The sequence below is a fragment of the Bacteroides sp. MSK.18.37 genome, from assembly GCF_019129155.2.
GTDB classification, from domain to species: Bacteria; Bacteroidota; Bacteroidia; order Bacteroidales; family Bacteroidaceae; genus Bacteroides; species Bacteroides ovatus.
This window is the reverse complement of sequence record NZ_JAHOIB020000001.1, coordinates 3304443-3325058: the sequence shown is the minus strand read 5'-3', so window position 1 is coordinate 3325058 and position 20616 is coordinate 3304443. Positions and strand designations below refer to the sequence as shown.

The following is a 20616-nucleotide window of genomic DNA, read 5'->3' as shown; positions in this document are numbered from 1 at the left end:
GGTTTAGTATTATAGTGGGGTTGATGATGGTTGGAAAAACGTTGATTTGATGAATGGATAGTTTAATATCCTTATATACAGTATTATACTTCCTCAACGGCTTCTCAACAAACCACTCGCCAAAAGAGAAATCAACAGTCGGACGGTGTGTTATCCTCAACTCCTCTTTTGGAGTGTTGAGATTTTGTTGAGAGTGTATATCACTTGTTATCAGCATAGTTATATTCCTATTCATCAATTCAACAAAAAAATAATAGAATTACAGGGATTCAAGCTGTTCCCTTGTGATGGTGTAATAGCGTCCCACCCTCCTTATCGGCTCATACCGACATTCCCGATTGTAGTTCAACTGGTAGGTGGTATATGTCAGACCGTTGGGCGCAGGCGTCAGTTTCCAGCACTCCTGCAATACCTTTCTCACTTGGTGCTTTTCCGCTTTGACCTGCGTGTTTACCAACAGCACAAGAATATCATTCGGGCAGAAGGAAAATGTGTCTGTGCCGACACTTTCCATGATGTCAAGGATAAGTTCGTGTATCTCTATCTCCAACCGATTGCGGTTGCTGCGGATAATCTTACGCAAGGCTTCGGTATGCAGAAGCGATGGAGCAAACCACATACGGCTCTCTTTTTCGGTGGATAGGTTTCTGCGTTGCAGGAAATGGAGAAAGGCGGGTATCTCCGCTTTCAGCTTTTGCAGGAAGTCGGTATCATCGGACTGCAGGCGGTCTATCTTACGCACCCAATAACGTGTTTCCCCTGCGTCGATGATGACTGGCAGATACTCATTGTTGGAACACAACACGAATTTAGCAAAGAAAGCTATCTCGTCACGGTCTTTGCCTTTGGCTTCCATCTTGTAGGAGAGCGTGGTGCTGAGATTCTTCAACCGCTCGCTGTCTTCCCTGCGGTTGAGCAGCACCTCGTCCACGAGGATAAGCAGCTTGCCTGCCCAGTCTGAATTGAACTGGCTGCGGAAATCCTCGTTGGTGTTGAATGTGACATTGTTTTGAAACAGGGCTTTCAGAAAGTTAAGGAACGTGCTTTTGCCGGTGTTGCGCTCCTCCGATACCAACAGCAGGATGGGCAACTTCTGGACGGGATGCAGATAGAGCAGCTGCAAGTAGTCCATGCCCAATTCGTACTGTTCCCCGAAGATGTGCCGTACCAAAGATTGGATATGCGTGAAATCGCCCTCTTCCGGTCTGTGGTCTATCGGCTCATAGAGGTTCAGGAACTTGCCGATTACAGGCTGATACCTGGCGTGTTCGGGTACGGTGCAGAAGCCGTCATACTTCGGCACCGTAGCGAGATAGTCCCTGCCATAGTCCTGCCGCAGCGTCTCGTTGTTCCATACGATACGCTTCTTCACATAGCCTCCGTTCAGTCGGGGCTGGTTCACTAACTTGTAGAGGGTCGTACCCACACGGATAAACTCCTCCTTTGCCATGACGCTGTCCGATGGCGGTCGCTGGCTGTCTTTTTCTTCTTTGGCTGTCATATTATTCGATTTTAGTTTGATAAAATGTCAGCCACAAAAGTATAATCAATTATCGGACAGCCTGTTAAGCAAAACGCAGCAGAACGCAGAAAAAAGCGAATCGAGACAGGAAAATCAATGGTTCGTGGTTGAAAACAGATGTAAAAACAAAAAATCCCGAAGAAGCAGGTCTGAAACAGTTGATTCTTCGGGACTGAATATAAATACATTAATACGAATGAATGGCAACACACCTATGTGGTTATCCGTATAAATACATTATTGACAATGGGAATACACATAGATTTAACTACTTCATGTCGCCATCTTAATAGGCTTTACGCCTGATAATTAAATGAATCCATATTGTTGGATACCAGCGAAAAGAAGATGCTTGTTTTCTCTTTTCGCAAGTACAGCCTTTCAAATATGGCTTTGCGCACCTGTTCCGCACCTAAGCTGTTGATACGGAAAGCGAGTGCCGCTATCATCGGAAAGCCGAACACATCGGCATAACAACCGTTTTCCAAGCAAACATATTTCTGCACCTCGTATTCTTTCAGGACACCGCTTTTATACACGGCTCTGACAGCGGCACGGAGTGTCGGGGCGATTACCCCGAACAGCTCCACCAATTCCGGTTCAGACATCCAAACATTTTCATTCGGTATATCAGGCAGTATTACCTTACCATATTCTGTTGTGGTTATGATAACCCTTTCCATACTCATGCTTTCAAGTTCATACAAGTTTCATCTTGTCGCTAATTTTGCTTTCCAGCATGGAAAAATCCTTGTCCAGCTTTTCCGTGGTTATCTTGGCGTAATGCTGTGTGGTGGTAATCTTCGTATGCCCCAGCACCTTGCTCACGCTCTCTATCGGCATACCGTTCGAAATAGCCATCACCGCATACGAGTGGCGGCTCATGTGGAAGGTCAGATGCTTGTTTATCCCACATTCCGCTGCAATCTGTTTCAGCAGAACATTCGTCCAGCCGTTCCGATAGAAATTGAACAGGCGTTTTCCTCTGCGGAACGGTTCGTAACGGTCTATGATTTTACATGCACTCTCCATCAGCTTCACACGGAAGGGGATATTCGTCTTTTGCCGTACCGATGAAATCCACAGGCTGCCGTTTATAGTGACAAGGTTGTCGGTAGTGAGGTTCTTGATGTCGATGAACGATATTCCCGTCAGGCATCCGAAGATGAAAATATCCCTGACAACCGTCATTGCAGGGTCATCGAAACGGTGCGACATGAGCGTCTGCACTTCTTTCTCCGTTAGAAATTCTCGCTCCTTTGTGCCGCCGCTGACATAACAGTTGGCAAACGGGTCTCTCGGTATCAGACCATTCTTGTGTGCATGGGTCACGATAGACCTCAGCGGAGCACAATACAGTCTGATTGTGGATTGTTGCACACCCACTTCATTGCGGAGATAGATGCAGTACTGGTTCAGAAAATCCTCTGTGAGTTCGTTCATGCCGATGTCGTTCCGCTTGTAGTAATACTTGATGAAGTTAGCCACATGGGTGCGGGATATGGTATGCTTGTATAAGGTTTCCTTTGTCCTGTCCTTGCCCACACGTCTGGCGAAGTCTGCATTATGCTTGTCGAAGGCACGGAGCAGCGTTTCATACTCCGTACCGATGCCCTGATAAGCATTGCGTACCATTTCCGCCGTCACGAAAGCCTCACGGTCGGAAATGCGTTGGTAGTGCTTGATGATTTGCGCCTTGATGTTGTCAAGGGCAAAGTTGATGTCCCGAGCCTCCTTGCTTTTTCCTTTCACCTTGTTGGCTTTGGTGTCCCATAACTCCACCGCTACGGAATACTTGCAGCTGAACTGCGCCTGCGTCCCGTTGATTGTCACCCGTCCCATGATGGGAACAATACCGTTTTTCTCCTTGCTCCTGTTCACGAAGAACAGCACTTTGAATGTCGCTCTCATACTGTCTGCTTTTTTGGTTGCAAAATTAGTTTCACATACGCCAAATGGCTGAAAGCAAACCTCTGCAGAACAGCGCAAAATCAGTATTGGGTTGTTAAAAATGCAGGTTTGTCGGGGTTACGATTTGGAAACCTAACTATTTCTACAATCCGCGTAATTTTGCTTTTTTGCCTATTCTGCAAAGCTATGAGAAATACCGCATAAATCACTATCTGTTAAATAGTTGTCCTCCGTTGGCTTCGTGTGGCTTCTATCGAGGATTTTTCTACCTGAAAAGACAGGCAGTGAAGAAGGACGGTACAGTACCGGTTATGGGACGTATCACAGTGGACGGAACACAGACGCAGTTCAGCAGCAAACTTTCGGTCGATCCCAAATTGTGGGACACGAAAGGCGGACGTGTCACGGGAAGAAGTTCAGCCGCGCTTGAAACAAACCGCCTGCTTGACAAGATGCGTGTGAGCATCAACAGGCATTATCAGGAAATTATGGAGCGTGACAATTTTGTGACGGCTGAAAAAGTGAAGAATGCCTTTCTCGGACTGGAACACCGCTGCCATACACTGATGCAGGTGTTCCGCCAGCACAACGAGGATTATGCAAAACAGGTGGAAGCCGGCATGAAAGCCAAAGCCACGCTTTCAAAATATCTGGTTGTTTACAAGCACCTGCAAGAGTTCCTGAATATCCGATACCATGTGAAGGATATTGCCCTGAAGGAACTTACTCCGGCATTTATCTCCGATTTTGAAATGTTTCTCCGCACGGACAAGCACTGCTGTACCAATACGGTCTGGCTTTATGTGTGTCCGTTACGGACAATGGTGTTCATTGCCATTAACAATGAATGGCTGACACGCGACCCGTTCCGTGAATATGAAATCAAGAAAGAGGAAACGACAAGAGGGTTTCTCACGAAAGAGGAAATCCGTATGCTGATGGACGGCAAACTGAAAAACGCCAAACAGGAGCTTTACCGTGACCTGTATCTGTTCTGTGCGTTCACGGGGTTGTCATTCTCCGATATGCGCAATCTGCGTGAGGAAAATATCCGTACATACTTCGACAACCATGAGTGGATAAACATCAACCGCCAGAAGACGGGCGTGGAATCGAATATCCGCCTACTGGACCTGCCCCGAAGAATCATAGAAAAATACCGCGGACTGTGTGAGGACGGAAGGATATTCCCTGTCCCACATTACATGACTTGCCTCTGTGGAATACGTGCCGTAGCCAAACGGTGCGGTATCACGAAACACCTTACATGGCACCAGAGCCGCCACACGGCGGCGACAACGGTATTCCTGTCAAACGGCGTACCTATTGAAACGGTGAGTTCGATGCTCGGACACAAGAGCATCAAGACGACGCAAATCTATGCGAAGATTACAAAAGAAAAGCTCAATCAGGATATGGAAAATCTTGTCGCACGTCTTGGCAGCATAGAAGAGTTCAAAGGATGCAACATCTAAAAAAGAAGAATCATGAAACGAAATATCATTACCATAGAAGGAAAATCGGTAACCGTAACCGGTAACGATGTATGGATGACGGCATGGGAAATCGGAGAACTGTTCAATGTGACAACAACAGCGGTGAATGCGGCTATCCGGGCAATCCTGAAAACGGACGTGCTGAATGACTTTGAGGTGTGCCGGTATGTCCGGCTGGAAAACGGTCTGAATGCCGATGTCTATTCCCTTGAAATCATTATACCGATAGCGTTCCGCCTGAATACCTATTATACCCATGTGTTCCGTTCGTGGCTTTTACGGAAAGCGTACGCCAAAGAGCAGAAGGATACCTATATGCTGTTTGTGCCGATAGCCAAAGGAGGCCATTGCTGAGAACGGAACAAACGCAAGCAAGAACGGACAACCGGATGACGGCTGTCCGTTCTTGCTTTTGGTCGGAGGCTATCTGAAAGGCTTCCGATAGTTCGCTTCCAGTACCTCACGCAGTCCCGATTCGGGATACAGTGCCTTTCCGCCTAAAATGATATAAGGCAGCAGCCGTTCGTTACGGTATTCCTGAAGAGTACGGCGGCTTACCCGTAAAAGGTCTGCCACTTCCTTGTCCGTCAGGTACACCTCACCGTCAAGCGGCGGGCGGTAACTCTCCAGAAACCCACTGAGCCATCTGGAGCTTTTTTTCATTTTCTGCAACATGGAAGCGACCTTTTCGTCTTCCATCGTGATGATTTCATTGTTCTCGTTCATGTTACTTCGGATTTAGTGGTGAATATTCGGTTATTTGCCGCCGGGGTGGATTATGCCGACAAGCGGAATCAGCCGCTTGACCTCTTCCGGCTTGTAAAAGAACTTGTGCCCGATCTGTGAATAGCCGATGAATCCCTTGTCACGCAGTTTCTGCAAGGTGCGCTGGCTTATCCGTAACCGGTTACACACATCGTCGCCCGTGAGCCAACGGGCAAGGCGTTTCCCGTCCCCCTTGCGCTGCAAGGCGGTCACTTTTTCCACAAAGGCGTCCCACTGCGCCATCAGTTCCTCGAAGGTCTTTTTCTCAATAGATACCGTTTCCATAAGAATTTGATTTTAGTTCCGTGCAAAGGTAACGGCGCAGGCGGAAAAAGATTCCATATTCCGCTAACTGGCAACTTGTTGCGCCGTTTGTCCGGGTAACGGAGCCATTTCTCAAAAAAATCTCACGTGAGCCACGTAGTGAGTTGTTAAAGCCCCTTTTGTTTATTGCTGAACTTTGCCGCAGGAACAAGAAAAAAAGACAGAACATGAAAGTGATAACGATGGAAAGTTCCGCATACAAGGCAATGATGGAACAGATAGCAGAAGTGGCCGGCTATGTCCGTGAAATCAGGGAGGCGATGAAACGTGAAAATACGGACAGGCTTCTCGACACGAATGAAGCCGCCAGAGAACTGGGCGTAAGCAAGCGGACCTTGCAGCGCATGAGGGATGATCACCGTATCAGATACGTGGTCCTGCGGCGCAAATGCCAGTACAGGCTCTCGGAAATCCGGAGGATTCTTGACTCCCATACCATCCGGGAGGACGGCAGGACACTCGAAGAACTGCACCATAACAGCAGACTGCCCACCGGAAACGGCAGGCAGCCGAAAGGAAGGAGGACATGAACATGGAACTGCTGACAAAGAAACTGTTCGAGCAGTGGATGGAAACCATCCTTGAAAGGCTTGAACGTCAGGACGAGATGCTGCTTGCCCTGAAAGCACCGGAAAAACGGGAACACATGCCGGACAGGATACGGCTCTTTGACAACCAGGACCTGTGCCTGCTGCTCCAGATAAGCAAACGGTCACTGCAACGCTACCGCAGCACAGGAGCCCTGCCCTACAAGATACTGGGCAAGAAGACCTATTACAGCGAAGATGACGTGCTGAAATTCCTGTCGGAACACGTAAAGGACTTCCAGAAGGACGATGTCGAGTTCTACAAGGCTCGTATCCATAATTTCTTTAATAAATAACAATTAAAAATTATTCAAATGGCAAAGAAAAGCGACGAAAAGGACGTGCTGATAGTCCGTGACGAAAAGACGGGCGAAATCAGCGTGGTAGCCGGCCTTAATGCGGACGGCTCGCCCAAGCGGACTCCGGCAAGGCTGGACAACGCAAAGGATTTTCTACTGTTCGACAAGCATGGCGACATGCTCGACAACTTTTTCAAAAACTTCTTCCGGCAATGCAAGGAACCCAGCCGCTTCGGTTTCTACCGCATAGCGGCGGATCAGGTGGATTCGCTCCTGGGAGTGATGAAGGACCTGCTGCAGCATCCCTATCAGAACAAGGACATCCTTGCCCCGCACAAGGTGGACACATTCCCCTATCAGATGCAGGCGGAAGAAGAGAAAAAAGAGAAGAAAGAGGAACAGGGTGAAACCCAAAAACAGGAAAACATGGAACAGAAACAGGAAAAAACGCAGGAAAAGCCTCAGACCCGACAAGGCTACCAGCCCATTGACGAGAGTTCAATCAACTGGCAGGAACTGAAAGAGAAATGGGGCATCGACCGTGAGGAGCTTGAAAAGTCCGGTGACCTGCAGAAGATGCTCAACTACGGCAAGTCGGATCTGGTGAAAGTGTCCCCAAAGTTCGGGGAGGAAACCTTTGAACTGGACGCCCGCCTGTCATTCAGGAAAAACGAGGACGGCAGCATCGGTCTTGTACCGCATTTCATCCGCAAGGAACAGAAACTTGACGAATACAAAGGACACAAGTTCTCGGAATACGACAAAAGGAACCTGAAGGCTACCGGCAACATGGGGCGTGTGATTGACCTTGTGGACAAGGAAACCGGAGAGATTATCCCCTCGTACATCAGCATTGACCGCAAGACGAACGAAATCACCGATGTCCCTGCCAGCAAGGTACGCATACCGGAAAGAATCGGAAAGACGGAAATCACCAAACAGGAGCAGGAAATGCTCCGTGCGGGGCTGCCGGTAAAAGACAAGCTGGTGGAACGCAATGACGGAAGGAAGTTCGTAACGACCCTGCAGGTGAATGTGGAACAGCGCGGAGTCGAGTTCGTGCCGGGCACCGGAAAGTCCCCGCGTACCGTACAGAAACAGGACAACACGGAACTGCCGGAACTGGAACCGGACATGAACGACGCTGAAAAGCAGGATGCGAAGCAGCAGAAAAGGAACACATGGACGAACGAGGACGGCAGTATCCGCGGCATCACCAAATGGTGCGGCAAGCCCCTGACGGAACAGCAGCAGGCGGACTACAAGGCAGGCAAGACCATCAGACTGGAGAACGTGACGGACAAGCAGGGGCAGCACGCCATCATGTATGTCAAGTTCAATCCGGAAAAGGGACGCCCGTACCGCTACGATGAAAATCCGGACAATGCCCAGAAAGTCGCCCCGTCGAACGAAAGCCGGACACAGGTAGCCGTAAACAGCGAGGGCAAGACGAACGAAGCGACCAAGAACATCAAAGAGCCGCTGCAGCAGGGACAGTCAGCCCCGAAGGATGACGCACAGAAGCAGCAGCAGGAAAAGCCCAAGAAAAACAAAGGCATGAAGGTATAGTCCCCGCACACCACTAAATCCAAAAACATAAAAAACAGAATCAAAACAAATCAGTATGAAAACAATCATAGCAGAAAAGCCCAGTGTGGCACGTGAAATCGCCCGCATCGTGGGTGCCGGCAAGCGAGAGGAAGGTTATCTGACCGGAAACGGTTATAATGTGACATGGGCATTCGGACATCTTGTCCAGCCCGCCATGCCGGAAGAATACAACCTGCACGGCTTTGTACGCAGCAATCTGCCCATCATTCCCGAAACCTTCACGCTTGTTCCCCGACAGGTAAGGACGGAAAAAGGATACAAGGCGGACAGCAGCGTGGTCGCCCAGATAAAAATCATCACCAGACTGTTCAAGGACAGCGAGCAGATTATTGTGGCGACCGATGCCGGCCGTGAAGGTGAGCTGATATTCCGATACCTCTATCATTATATCGGCTGTACGGTCCCGTTCGTGCGTCTGTGGATAAGCAGCCTGACGGACAAGGCTATCCGTGAGGGACTGAAAAAACTTGAAGACGGAAGCAAGTATGACAACCTTTACCATGCCGCCAAAGCCCGAAGTGAAGCCGACTGGCTGGTGGGGATAAACGGAACGCAGGCACTGTCCATCGCAGCCGGACGCGGAACCTACTCGGTGGGACGTGTCCAGACGCCGACACTGGCGATGATCTGTGAACGCTATTGGGAAAACCGCCGTTTCACCCCCGAAGCCTTCTGGCAGCTGCATATCTCGGCAAAAGTACAGGACAGTGACGAAGTCGTGAAAATGCCGTCGGTGGAGAAATGGAAGGACAAGGCACCCGCAACAGCCCTATATAATAATGTAAAGGAGAGCAACACGGCTACTGTCGTGAAAGTCGAACGAAAGGAGAAAATCGAAGAAACACCGCTTCTGTATGACCTGACCACACTCCAGAAGGATGCGAACACGAAGTACGGGTTCACGGCAGAGCAGACACTCGACATCACGCAGAAACTTTATGAGAAGAAACTCGTCACCTATCCCCGAACCGGCAGCCGATACATCCCGGAAGATGTCTTTGCGGAAATACCGAAACTGCTGGCTTTCATCGGCAGACTCTCACAATGGAGCGACAAAATCCCGCAAAAGCCGGAGCCTACCCGAAGAAGTGTTGATGACAGCAAGGTGACAGATCATCACGCACTGCTGGTTACGGGAGAAAAGCCCCTGTTCCTTTCCGAAGATGAAAGCAAGGTGTACCATCTGATAGCGGGACGCATGATAGAAGCCTTTTCGGAAAAATGCGTGAAGGACGTGACAGCCGTCACGGTGGAATGTTCCGGTGTGGTATTCTCAGCCAAAGGTGATGTAGTGAAACAGGCCGGATGGCGTGCCGTCTGCAAGGAAGAACAGGAAGAGACGATACTTCCGGACTGGAAAGAAGGGGAACTGCTGCACCTCAGCGGCTGTTCCATGACCGAAGGAAAGACCAAGCCCAAGCCTCTCCATACGGAAGCCACCCTGCTCTCGGCGATGGAAACGGCCGGCAGGGAAATCGAGGACGAGGAACTGCGTCAGGCACTGAAGGACTGCGGTATCGGAACCCCCGCCACCCGTGCCTCCGTCATTGAAACGCTCTTTGCCCGCGAATATGTGACAAGGCAGAAGAAATGCCTTGTGCCCACAGAAAAAGGGCTTGCCCTCTATTCCATTGTCAAGACCATGCGCATTGCCGACGTAGCCATGACCGGCGAATGGGAAAAGGAACTGGCGTGCATCGAACGCGGAGAGGTACCTGCCGGAAAGTTCCGCAAGGAGATTGAGGAATATGCGACATCCATCACCTCCGAACTGCTGTCGTGCGAAAAGCTGTTCGGGAAAAAGGATTCCGGCTGCATGTGTCCCAAGTGCGGAACGGGCAGGATGCAGTTCTTCGGCAAGGTGGTACGATGCGACAACACGGAATGCGGCCTGCCCATATTCAGGCTGAAAGCCAACAGGATGCTTACCGACGATGAAATCAGGGAACTGCTGACAAAGGGAAAGACGGGTGTCCTGAAGGGATTCAAGAACAAGCAGGGCAAGCGTTTCGATGCCGCCCTGGTCTTTGATGCCGACTTCAACACCGGTTTTGTCTTTCCGGAGAGAAAGGACGGTGCGGCATCCGCAAAAAAGAGAAAGTGAGGAATGGGAAGTAAGGGATAATCCGCCTTTCGGATGAATTATCAGCGGAATTTATTTCGTATTTCATCCGGATTGGACTACCTTTGCCACTGATTCAAGGTTCATAAATCATCATACTGATCAAGACTTTGGATTTAGTGGTGGCACTCGGAGGGATACCGGGTGCCTTTTTCTTCCCCTTCCCCGTATATCCGGACATTTGTCAAATCACTAAATCCATTGTAAAAATGAACAAAAAGAATCTTGAACAGACCGAACTTTCCTATTACGGTCTGTATCTGCTGAACTATCTCAAGGAAAACAAGTTTGAACAGTCTTCCGATGCCGCCTTCGTGAAGGCGCGTGCCGATGAAGCCGCAGAAGCCTATGAGCGTGCAAGGCTTGAGGGGTACACTCCCGACGGTGCGCAGGAGATTGCCATGTCCGCACTCGTCCACGGCCTGCACTATTCCCGATACGCCATCCTGCGTGAAGTCGTGGAAAGCGAGTTTCATGAAGAAATTCCGGAAGACGCGCGTGAGGGCTTCGTAGAGAAACTGCTGCCGCTTGTGGGCAACGTATTCTCCATTTACGACCTGTCAGACGACCAGTTCGCCCTGTCGTCCGACTATGACCTGCTCTATACGGAGCTGACGGGAGCCGTCGTCCTTTACCTGAGGGAGTATGGCATTTAACCGCAAGCAGAAACTGCGCGACAACATCGAGGCGATACGGACGGCATTCACACTGGAGAAGGAACAGCGCACGCCCACCGCGCGTGAACGTGTGCTGCTGGAAAGGTATTGCGGCTTCGGGGGACTGAAGTGCATACTGAATCCCGCCAGAGAACTGACGGATGCCGTCCATTGGGCGAAATCTGACCTCGACCTGTTTGCCCCGACCATCGAACTGCACCGGCTGATCCGTGAGAACAGCCGGGATGAAAGGGAATACAAAAGTTATGTGGACTCGCTGAAATCATCGGTACTGACGGCATTCTACACGCCGGCGGAAATTACGGGTGCAATAACGGAAGCCCTGTATGACCGTAAGGTGCGTCCCGACCGCGTACTGGAACCGTCCGCCGGGATGGGTGCTTTTGTGGATGCGGTGCTGCAATACCAGCCGCAGGCGGATGTGATGGCTTTCGAGAAGGACCTGCTGACGGGCAAGCTGCTGGGCTGCCTTTACCCGGAACAGAAAATCCGCACGATGGGTTTCGAGAAAATTGAAAAGCCGTTTCTGAACCATTTTGACCTTGCCATCTCCAATATCCCTTTCGGGGATTTCGGAGTGTTCGATGCGGAGTTCAGCCGCAGCGCATCCTTTGGCAGACGTTCGGCACAGAAAGCCATCCATGACTATTTCTTCCTGAAAGGTCTGGATGCGGTGCGTGACGGCGGCATCGTGGCGTTCATCACCTCGCAGGGGGTATTGAACAGCTCGAAGGTATCCGTCAGGAACGAGATGTTCAGCAAGGCGAATCTGGTATCGGCAATCCGCCTGCCCAACAACCTGTTCACCGACAATGCGGGTACGGAAGCCGGCAGCGACCTGATCATCCTGCAAAAAGACCTGCAAAAGAAAGAACTGACACAGGAAGAGAGGGTACTGACCATCATACAGACGGAACATAACGGCGGACTGACGGAGAACGCCTATTTTGCCTACCACACGGAACGCATCGTACATACCGATGCGAAGAGGGGTACCGACCCGTACGGAAAACCCGCCATGATATATACGCACAGCGGAGGTGTGGAAGGTATCGCGACAGACCTGGGCAGGATGCTTGCGGAGGACTTGCGCAAACGTCTGGACATGGAACTTTATCAGGGACGCAGGACAGCGGCGGAACAGACCGTACAATCCGCCATGAGCATCTCCATACCGGAAACTGAAACAGTGAAGGCGGAAAGGTCAGTTCCCGAACCTGAACCCGTCCGGCAGCAACCGGAGAACAGGGATGCAGCGACAGAAGAAAAGGCACAACCGGTTACGGAAAGACAGGAGACCGGGACGCATGAGCCGGAACAGGCTCCAACCGTGCAGCTGACACTCTTTGACCTGTGGGAATATACGGAAGAGGAACGCAATCAGGCCCTTTCGGGCAAAAAGAAAAAGTCCGCAGCCAAGTCAAAGGACAAGAACGGCAAGAAGCAGGCACAGGTTACGCCGAAGGTTATGGATGAACCGGCGGCTGCACCTGCCGTTTCCCCGCAAAAGGAGACTGAAGGCGAAAAGGCGGAAGATGTGAAAACGGAAGATGCAGAATCCAAAGAAACGGCAGCCCAGGCCCATCCGGACGACATATATGCGGATATAGACTGGGAGGAAAACCCGCCCATCAACGGTTTTTACGAAACCATGATGCACCTTACCCCCGAAGTGCGTATTCAGCTCAGGCATGAGGCGGAGAAACACAGACAGGAACTGCTTGCAAAGTCCGGCATGAAGGACACCCTCGACCCGGCGTTTGTGCCATCGTCGGATTCCCGGCCGGTGCAGCAGGCTGATATGACACACGGGTCAGAACAGGCACCGGAAGATGAAAGCCCATTGCCGGAAGGTATGACCGCTACGGCTGAGAATCCGTCCGTACAATCCGGACAGACGGGAACGACTTCCGCTTCGCTGTTCCCGGAATATGATACGGAACCTGCCAAGGAGGAAACTGCCGACCTGACACCGCACCCGTACAGCGGGACGGTGGAAGCCTATCACCGTGACGGCTCAATGGTGGCGGAAGGGACCGTCGTCGGGTATCTGAGGGACATCACCCCCTATGGAGCCACCTTCCACCCGCTTGACCTGAAAGGCTACCAGAAGGAAAAGGCCCTGCTGTATATATCCATCCGTGACGCCTATGAACGCCTGTATCGGAATGAGGCGGAAAACCGGACGGAGGACAGCCGTCAGCGTGAATACCTGAACGTGTCCTATGACGAGTTCGTGATGCGTTACGGCAACCTGAACGCCAGACAGAATGCAAAACTTCTGATGATGGATGCCTCCGGGCGTGACGTCCTTGCACTGGAACGTGCCGAAGAGGGGAAATTCGTGAAGGCGGACATTTTCGAGCGTCCCGTTTCCTTTTCGGTGGAAACATACGTCAATGCCGGGTCGCCCGAAGAAGCCCTGTCCGCCTCGCTCAACAGATATGGCGGCATAGACCTCGACTTCATGCGTGCCATTACCGACAGCACGGAAGAGGAACTGCTCGGAGCCCTGCAGGGACGTATCTATTACAACCCGCTTGTTTCGGGCTATGAGATAAAGGACCGATTCATTGCCGGAAACGTGATAGACAAGGCGGAGCGTGTGGAAGAATGGATAAACGACCATCCCGGACATGAGCGGCTTGCGGATGCGAAACAGTCTCTTGAAGCCCTGAAAGCCGCCACGCCGCAGCGTATCGGTTTTGAGGAACTGGACTTCAATTTCGGCGAGCGATGGATTCCGACAGGCATCTATGCCGCCTACATGAGCCATCTGTTTGACACGGAAGTGAAAATCTCCTATTCACCGAGCCTTGACGAGTTTTCGGTGGCATGTGCCTACAAGAACATGAAAATATGGGAGGAGTTCTGTGTAAAGGGCTATTACCGGAACTATGACGGCATGAGTCTGCTGAAACACGCTCTGCACAACACCTGCCCCGACATGATGAAGAAGGTCGGCGAGGACGAGAACGGAAACGACATCAAGGCACGCGACAGCGAGGGCATCCAACTCGCCAACGCAAAGATTGACGAAATCCGCAACGGCTTTACTGAGTGGCTGGAGGAACAGTCGCCACAGTTCAAGGAGCGTCTGACAACCATGTATAACCGGAAGTTCAACTGCTTCGTTCGACCGAAATATGACGGCTCGCACCAGACATTTCCCGACCTGAACATGAAGGGGCTGGAAAGCCGGGGTGTGAAAAGCATCTACCCATCGCAGAAGGATTGTGTCTGGATGCTGAAACAGAACGGAGGCGGGATCTGCGACCATGAGGTTCTGCGCCCATAAGGGCATATAGTAAATGTAGGCTTAGCAACCTACCCGGCAAGGGTTTTCAACGCCGGTCATTAGCCAACTTATCCACTTAGCCGAAAGGCGGTGGGGAGTGTCGCATGTTGGAAACGGCATAAGTCAGCTAACTATCATGCTGCTACTGAATGTCTAAATGAAATGATAGATATGAGGATGAAGACTATACTGTTTGAACGACAGTCCGAGTTGTTAGTTGGTAAACCCCGACGGAAGATAGTTACAAACGTCGGGCTGCAATACTTCTACTTTCCTACCTCAAGTACGAGAGCCGAAAACCGATTGCAGAACAGCCGCAATAAGCGGAAAAGGACGAAAATCGCATCCGACAATCTATTGAGCTATGTTACTATATGTCTAAATGGGGATTGTCTAAGTAGGAATGCCGAAAGGCTATGGGGTTTGCCCCCTGAATATCCTATATGACAACAGAGTCTCCGTAGTAGTCCGAGCAAGGGAAAGCCTTGTACATGGCGAAGGGAGACAGTGAGTTATTATTTAATATGTTTAACGAATGATGTGTGAGACATTATGAGAGATTCAGCAAATGTATTAAACAGTCTGGCTGGGCACAGCCAAGACCCTAATTACAAGTTTGAACGGCTTTACCGACTGCTGTTCAATGAAAATCTGTACGCACTTGCCTATCAAAAGTTGTCGCAGAATGCGGGCAACTATACGAAAGGCACAGACGGGCAGACCATAGACGGAATGAGCATAAAGCACATTCACTCTATCATTGGACAGTTGAAAGACGAAAGTTACCGTCCGTGCCCTGCACGGAGAATTTACATTCCCAAAAAGAATGGCAAGCAACGTCCTTTAGGCATACCAGCCTTTAAGGACAAACTTGTACAGGAAGTTGTAAGGATGATTCTTGAATCCATCTACGAAGGTCATTTTGAAGACTGCTCGCATGGATTCAGACCACACCGTGGCTGTCATACGGCTATGGCTTCCTTACAAAAGGGAGGTACGGGAGCACGTTGGTTCATCGAGGGAGACATCAAGGGTTTCTTTGACAACATCAACCATGATGTTTTAATCGGAATCCTTGCTGAAAGAATCAATGACGAGCGTTTCCTGCGACTGATACGTAAATTCCTCAAAGCAGGCTACATGGAACAATGGGAGTACAAAAATTCCTATATCGGAACACCGCAGGGAGGCATAATAAGTCCGATTTTGGCGAATATTTATCTTGACAAACTCGATAAATTTATGCGGAACTACATAAACGTCTTCAATAAAGGTAAAGCACGTGTACGCAACCCCGAATATAAAAGGGTTGCAAATCGTAAGGACAAACGTGTAAAGAAACTGAAGAATGAAACAGACGAGCAGAAGAAAGAAGCATTGCGCAGGGAGATAGCCATTCTCCACCGTGAGATGCAACAACTTCCTGCAACTCTTGACATGGACGAAAACTTCAAACGCATGAGGTATGTACGCTATGCCGATGATTTTCTGATTTGCGTAATCGGAAGTAAAGAGGACTGTGTAAAAGCAAAGGGGGACATTAAGACCTTTCTGCAAGATACGTTGAAACTCGAACTTTCGGATGAAAAGACGTTAATCACCAACTCACACGACGCAGCCAAATTTCTCGGCTTTGATGTTACAGTCCGCAGTACGGACAAGACGAGAAAGGATTTCAGAGGAATCCCCATACGCTCACTTGACCATAAAGTGGTTCTTCTCCTGCCTTATGAGGTTATGAGAAAGAAACTGCTTGACTATAATGCGATGCGCATAATAATCAAGAATGGCAAGGAAGCATGGGAATCGACCTCACGCCCGTATCTCCGTAGTAATGATGACCTTGAAATACTCAACCGATACAATTCGGAAATTCGGGGAATCTATAACTACTACTGTATTGCAAACAATGTCAACATTCTCAATAGTTTCTATTACTACATGAAAGAGAGTATGTATAAAACATTATCATCCAAGTATGAATCAACCGTAAGGAAAATAATCCGTAAATATTGCCGGAATAAAGTCTTTACAGTAAGGTATGAAAACAACAAGGGCGAAATGTTGGAACGTACTATTTATCATGGAGGGTTCAAGCAGAGAAAAGACGCGCGTATTGACAATGCGCATATCATGCCCAGTTATCGCGGGACTGAAAGTACCAGCCTTATGGCTCGGTTGAAAGCCCGTGAATGTGAATATTGCGGAGCGGAGGACAACCTTAGAATGGTGCATGTCCGCAAGCTAAAAGACCTGAAAGGCAAACAGGAGTGGGAACGCTTCATGATTGCCAGACAGAGAAAAACAATAGCAGTATGTGAAAATTGTTATCGTAAGATTCATGAAAAGAAATAGACTGAAAATAACCATGGAGAGCCGTATACATGGAGACGTGTACGTACGGTTCGGTGGCGAGCGTTTAGAAACCTACCGTCCGAAAGGACGGCAAGGCGCTTTGCGCTTAGCCTGTGGAACCGGCAAGACGCTGATAATGTGCATCGCAGCACATGAAATGAAACGTCTCCGGCTTGCCCACAAACCAATGATTATCGGGCTGAAGGCGAATGTCTCCGAAATTGCGGCGACCTATCAGACAGCCTATCCGAACGCACGTATCCTGTATGCCTCGGAAAAGGACTTTTCAGCCGCTAACCGCGTGCGGTTCTTCAACAACATCAAGAACAATGACTATGACTGCATCATCATGTCGCACGACCAGTTCGGAAAAATCCCGCAGTCGCCGGAACTGCAACAACGCATCCTGCAGGCAGAGCTGGATACGGTGGAGGAAAATCTGGAAGTGCTGCGCTCGCAGGGCAAGGACGTGTCGCGTGCGATGCTGAGAGGACTGGAGAAACGCAAGTTCAACCTGCAAGCCAAGCTGGACAAGGTAGAACACGCGATAAAGTCGAGGACGGACGATGTGGTGGACTTCAGGCAGATGGGCATCGACCATATTTTCATAGACGAGTCGCACCAGTTCAAGAACCTGACGTTTAACACAAGGCATGACCGTGTGGCGGGTCTGGGCAACTCGGAAGGAAGCCAGAAGGCACTGAATCTGCTGTTTGCCATCCGCACCATCCAGGAGCGGACGGGAAAGGATCTGGGGGCGACGTTCCTGTCGGGCACGACCATCAGCAACTCGCTGACGGAGCTGTACCTGCTTTTCAAGTACCTGCGCCCGAAGGAGCTGGAAAGGCAGGACATCCGATGCTTTGACGCATGGGCGGCAATCTTCGCCAAGAAGACGACGGATTTCGAGTTCAATGTGACGAACAACATCGTGCAGAAGGAACGCTTCCGCTACTTCATCAAGGTGCCGGAGCTGGCGGCGTTCTACAACGAGATAACGGACTACCGCACGGCGGAGGATGTAGGCGTGGACCGTCCGCACAAGAACGAGATACTGCACAACATACCGCCCACACCCGACCAGGAGTATTTCATCAAACAGCTTATGGAATTTGCCAAGACGGGCGACGCCTCACTGCTGGGACGCGGAAAACTGTCGGAAACGGAGGAAAAGGCGAAGATGCTCATCGCCACGGACTACGCAAGGAAGATGGCACTGGACATGCGTATGATAGACCCGGCGTATGAAGACCACCCGGACAACAAGGCGAGCCACTGCGCAAGGATGATAGCGGAATACTACCGCAGGTATGAAGCACAGAAAGGAACACAGTTCGTGTTTTCGGATCTGGGAACATACCAGACGGGAGAAGGCTGGAACGTGTACAGCGAAATCAAGCGCAAGCTGGTGGAGGACCACGGCATACCGGCACAGGAAATCCGGTTCATACAGGAGTGCAAGACGGAAAAGGCACGCAAGGCGGTGATTGCCGCCATGAATGAAGGTTCGGTACGTGTGCTGTTCGGCTCGACGAGTATGCTGGGTACGGGTGTGAACGCACAGAAACGATGTGTGGCCATCCATCATCTTGACACACCGTGGCGCCCGTCCGACCTTGCACAGCGTGACGGGCGTGGTGTGCGTGCGGGAAACGAGATCGCCAAGCATTTTGCCGGCAATAATGTGGATGTCATCATCTATGCGGTGGAAAAGTCACTGGACTCGTACAAGTTCAACCTGCTGCACTGCAAGCAGACGTTCATCAGTCAGCTGAAGAGCGGCGCGATGGGTGCGAGAACCATAGACGAGGGAGCGATGGACGAGAAATCCGGCATGAATTTTTCGGAATACATGGCGATACTGTCGGGAAACACCGACCTGCTGGACAAGGCGAAGCTGGAGAAAAAGATAGCCTCGCTGGAGGGTGAACGCAAATCGTTCAACAAGGGCAGACGCGAAACCGAACGGAAACTTGAATCCAAAACCGCCACATTGTCCGACTCGATAGAGAAAGCCAGGGGTATGACGGAAGACTGGGAAAAGTTTACGGCAGCGGTACAGACCGACATGGACGGCAACCGCCTGAATCCGATACGGGTGGACGGACTGGAACAGACGGATGAAAAATCCATCGGCAAACGCCTGCAGGAGATAGCGAAGAACGCCACGACCGGCGGACAGTACAAGCGTGTGGGCGAACTGTACGGCTTCCCCATCAAGGTGGTCAGCGAAAGGACGCTCAAAGAAGGTCTGGAGTTTATCGACAACCGCTTTGTCATAGAAGGCAATTACAAGTACACCTACAACAACGGGCATCTGGCAATGGCTGACACACATGCCGCCGCCACGAATTTCCTGAACGCACTGGAAAGGATACCGGGCATCATCGACCAGTACAAGGAAAAGATCGCCACGCTGGAGCGTGAAATCCCACAGTTGCAGGAGATTGCCGGAAAGACATGGAAGAAGGAGGACGAGCTGAAACAGCTTAAATCAGAACTCGCCGCACTGGACCGCAAGATACAGCTGGAGTTGGCTCCGCCGACACCGGAAGGCACGGAAGAGAACCGGCAAGGCAGCGAGAAGAAACAGACGGAACAGCAGCCAGAAAATTCCGTATGTAATCATTTTTTAATTGAAAATTTTGGATTAACAAGCCCCAAAATTAATAAAGGACTAAAAATGTGATTGTATTAAAAGGAGTTTCAACATGGGTTGTATAACTCCTTTTAATATATGTTCATTGTTTTGATAATGAAATATTTTATTCTGCATTATGATGAAAGTCTATATGCCTTAGGAGTCATACCCATGTGATGCTTAAAGTATTTTGAAAAGAACGAATGATTAGGGAAATTCAGCTCATTGGATATTTCCTGTATTGTCTTATTGGTTGACCGTAACAAAATCTTAGCTTCCAGAATGGTATATCTGTCTATCCAGTCATGAGCCGTCAGTCCGCTGGTCTTCTTTATAATATCTGACATATATTTTGTTGAAATAAACAGTTTTTCTGCATAGAAATCCAGTGTCCTGTTTTCCTTGTAGTGTTTTATTATCAACTGAATAAATTTACTCAGTAATTCTTCTTTTCTCTCCTTTTTTTCCCGTTTATCAGAGTTTATCAATAATCCGGCGATATAATAAATCAGAGCCTGCAGTATAGAACTTATCATTTTATCCCTATATACTGACTGGTCTTTAAGTCTTTGGATAAAGAAATCATAAAACTGCTGTATATTGAAACATTGATTTGCTGTCAATTCAATTTTAGGGTATTTTTGGATATAAAGAAAAATTGGAAGTATTTCTCCTATTTTCGGAAAAGCTTCTTCAATAAAACGCTGTGAAACAATAAAGAAAATTCCTCTGATATCAGACGAAACATCCTTGTGTTCTATTATATCTTTAGGAAGTGTTATTACCATATCTCCCGGCTGTACGTCGTACCTTATCATGTTGATATCAGTAGTTATATGTCCGTTAAGACACAAACTTATTGTAAATGCACCAAGTCTGATGGGTGAATCATTGGGAATATTTAATTTAGAGAGATCATCCAGTACAATAAAATCGTTATCTACATAATCTATATCGCCTATAAGATTCTTTGCTATTCTTATATCCAGGTTCTTAAATTGGTTCATA

At 49.5% G+C, this 20616-nt stretch carries 13 protein-coding genes and 4 pseudogenes; 11 read left to right on the top strand and 6 right to left on the bottom strand.

Annotated features, from left to right (window positions below):
- Window positions 1-259: 259 nt before the first annotated feature.
- From KSX81_RS13275 to KSX81_RS13265, 3 genes are all read right to left on the bottom strand, one after another.
- Window positions 260-1501 carry a primase-helicase family protein gene (locus KSX81_RS13275; protein ID WP_016271898.1) on the bottom strand — a complete coding sequence of 414 codons (1242 nt, stop codon included), beginning with the start codon at window positions 1499-1501 and terminating at the stop codon, window positions 260-262.
- Between the two features lie 317 nt (window positions 1502-1818).
- The gene (locus tag KSX81_RS13270) at window positions 1819-2211 is read right to left on the bottom strand and encodes a hypothetical protein (protein ID WP_005783298.1); all 393 of its coding nucleotides are present in this window, start codon (window positions 2209-2211) and stop codon (window positions 1819-1821) included.
- A gap of 10 nt (window positions 2212-2221) precedes the next feature.
- Entirely contained in the window at window positions 2222-3433 is a 1212-nt protein-coding gene (locus KSX81_RS13265; RefSeq protein ID WP_005783299.1) for a site-specific integrase, read from the bottom strand.
- 233 nt (window positions 3434-3666) lie between these two features.
- On the opposite strand from KSX81_RS13265, the gene KSX81_RS13260 reads away from it, so the two are divergent.
- Both KSX81_RS13260 and KSX81_RS13255 read left to right on the top strand, forming a co-directional pair.
- Window positions 3667-4908: a site-specific integrase gene (locus KSX81_RS13260; RefSeq protein WP_217726000.1), complete on the top strand. Its 1242-nt coding sequence runs from the start codon at window positions 3667-3669 to the stop codon at window positions 4906-4908.
- Between the two features lie 12 nt (window positions 4909-4920).
- Window positions 4921-5283 carry a hypothetical protein gene (locus KSX81_RS13255; RefSeq protein WP_022233786.1) on the top strand — a complete coding sequence of 121 codons (363 nt, stop codon included), beginning with the start codon at window positions 4921-4923 and terminating at the stop codon, window positions 5281-5283.
- Window positions 5284-5352: 69 nt separating this feature from the next.
- On the opposite strand, the gene KSX81_RS13250 is transcribed toward KSX81_RS13255, so the two are convergent.
- Both KSX81_RS13250 and KSX81_RS13245 read right to left on the bottom strand, forming a co-directional pair.
- Window positions 5353-5655 carry a helix-turn-helix domain-containing protein gene (locus KSX81_RS13250; protein ID WP_022233787.1) on the bottom strand — a complete coding sequence of 101 codons (303 nt, stop codon included), beginning with the start codon at window positions 5653-5655 and terminating at the stop codon, window positions 5353-5355.
- A gap of 30 nt (window positions 5656-5685) precedes the next feature.
- A complete protein-coding gene (locus KSX81_RS13245) occupies window positions 5686-5979 on the bottom strand; it encodes a helix-turn-helix domain-containing protein (RefSeq protein ID WP_217725999.1) in 294 nt (97 codons plus the stop codon).
- 206 nt (window positions 5980-6185) lie between these two features.
- Here KSX81_RS13245 and KSX81_RS13240 point away from each other — a divergent pair, with 206 nt between their 5' ends.
- The 9 genes and pseudogenes from KSX81_RS13240 to KSX81_RS13205 form a co-directional block, all read left to right on the top strand.
- Window positions 6186-6548: a helix-turn-helix domain-containing protein gene (locus KSX81_RS13240; protein ID WP_022233789.1), complete on the top strand. Its 363-nt coding sequence runs from the start codon at window positions 6186-6188 to the stop codon at window positions 6546-6548.
- A 2-nt stretch (window positions 6549-6550) separates the two neighbouring features.
- Window positions 6551-6901 (top strand): helix-turn-helix domain-containing protein, encoded by a 351-nt coding sequence (locus tag KSX81_RS13235; RefSeq protein WP_217726001.1) that lies wholly within the window; start codon window positions 6551-6553, stop codon window positions 6899-6901.
- Window positions 6902-6919: 18 nt separating this feature from the next.
- Window positions 6920-8006, top strand: a pseudogene (locus KSX81_RS13230) (DUF3945 domain-containing protein); the annotation flags it as partial.
- Between the two features lie 59 nt (window positions 8007-8065).
- Window positions 8066-8473, top strand: a pseudogene (locus KSX81_RS29125) (DUF3945 domain-containing protein); the annotation flags it as partial.
- A gap of 55 nt (window positions 8474-8528) precedes the next feature.
- A complete protein-coding gene (locus KSX81_RS13225; protein WP_217725997.1) occupies window positions 8529-10619 on the top strand; it encodes a type IA DNA topoisomerase in 2091 nt (696 codons plus the stop codon).
- Window positions 10620-10846: 227 nt separating this feature from the next.
- A complete protein-coding gene (locus tag KSX81_RS13220; protein WP_217725996.1) occupies window positions 10847-11293 on the top strand; it encodes a DUF1896 domain-containing protein in 447 nt (148 codons plus the stop codon).
- A pseudogene (locus tag KSX81_RS13215) lies at window positions 11283-14600 on the top strand (N-6 DNA methylase); the annotation flags it as partial. The gene KSX81_RS13220 and the pseudogene KSX81_RS13215, both read left to right, overlap by 11 nt.
- A gap of 564 nt (window positions 14601-15164) precedes the next feature.
- On the top strand, window positions 15165-16967 hold the full coding sequence (locus tag KSX81_RS13210) for a reverse transcriptase domain-containing protein (protein WP_008646012.1): 1803 nt from the start codon (window positions 15165-15167) through the stop codon (window positions 16965-16967).
- Window positions 16968-17082: 115 nt separating this feature from the next.
- A pseudogene (locus KSX81_RS13205) lies at window positions 17083-19656 on the top strand (helicase-related protein); the annotation flags it as partial.
- A gap of 86 nt (window positions 19657-19742) precedes the next feature.
- On the opposite strand, the gene KSX81_RS13200 reads toward KSX81_RS13205, so the two are convergent.
- Window positions 19743-20615: a helix-turn-helix domain-containing protein gene (locus tag KSX81_RS13200; protein ID WP_217726142.1), complete on the bottom strand. Its 873-nt coding sequence runs from the start codon at window positions 20613-20615 to the stop codon at window positions 19743-19745.
- Window position 20616 lies beyond the last annotated feature (1 nt).

Coding starts and splice junctions, on each gene's coding strand:
- KSX81_RS13245 (WP_217725999.1), bottom strand. CDS start 5,979: ATGGAAACGGTATCTATTGAGAAAAAGACCTTCGAGGAACTGATGGCG.
- KSX81_RS13255 (WP_022233786.1), top strand. CDS start 4,921: ATGAAACGAAATATCATTACCATAGAAGGAAAATCGGTAACCGTAACC.
- KSX81_RS13200 (WP_217726142.1), bottom strand. CDS start 20,615: ATGAACCAATTTAAGAACCTGGATATAAGAATAGCAAAGAATCTTATA.
- KSX81_RS13235 (WP_217726001.1), top strand. CDS start 6,551: ATGGAACTGCTGACAAAGAAACTGTTCGAGCAGTGGATGGAAACCATC.
- KSX81_RS13225 (WP_217725997.1), top strand. CDS start 8,529: ATGAAAACAATCATAGCAGAAAAGCCCAGTGTGGCACGTGAAATCGCC.
- KSX81_RS13275 (WP_016271898.1), bottom strand. CDS start 1,501: ATGACAGCCAAAGAAGAAAAAGACAGCCAGCGACCGCCATCGGACAGC.
- KSX81_RS13265 (WP_005783299.1), bottom strand. CDS start 3,433: ATGAGAGCGACATTCAAAGTGCTGTTCTTCGTGAACAGGAGCAAGGAG.
- KSX81_RS13210 (WP_008646012.1), top strand. CDS start 15,165: ATGAGAGATTCAGCAAATGTATTAAACAGTCTGGCTGGGCACAGCCAA.
- KSX81_RS13250 (WP_022233787.1), bottom strand. CDS start 5,655: ATGAACGAGAACAATGAAATCATCACGATGGAAGACGAAAAGGTCGCT.
- KSX81_RS13220 (WP_217725996.1), top strand. CDS start 10,847: ATGAACAAAAAGAATCTTGAACAGACCGAACTTTCCTATTACGGTCTG.
- KSX81_RS13270 (WP_005783298.1), bottom strand. CDS start 2,211: ATGAGTATGGAAAGGGTTATCATAACCACAACAGAATATGGTAAGGTA.
- KSX81_RS13240 (WP_022233789.1), top strand. CDS start 6,186: ATGAAAGTGATAACGATGGAAAGTTCCGCATACAAGGCAATGATGGAA.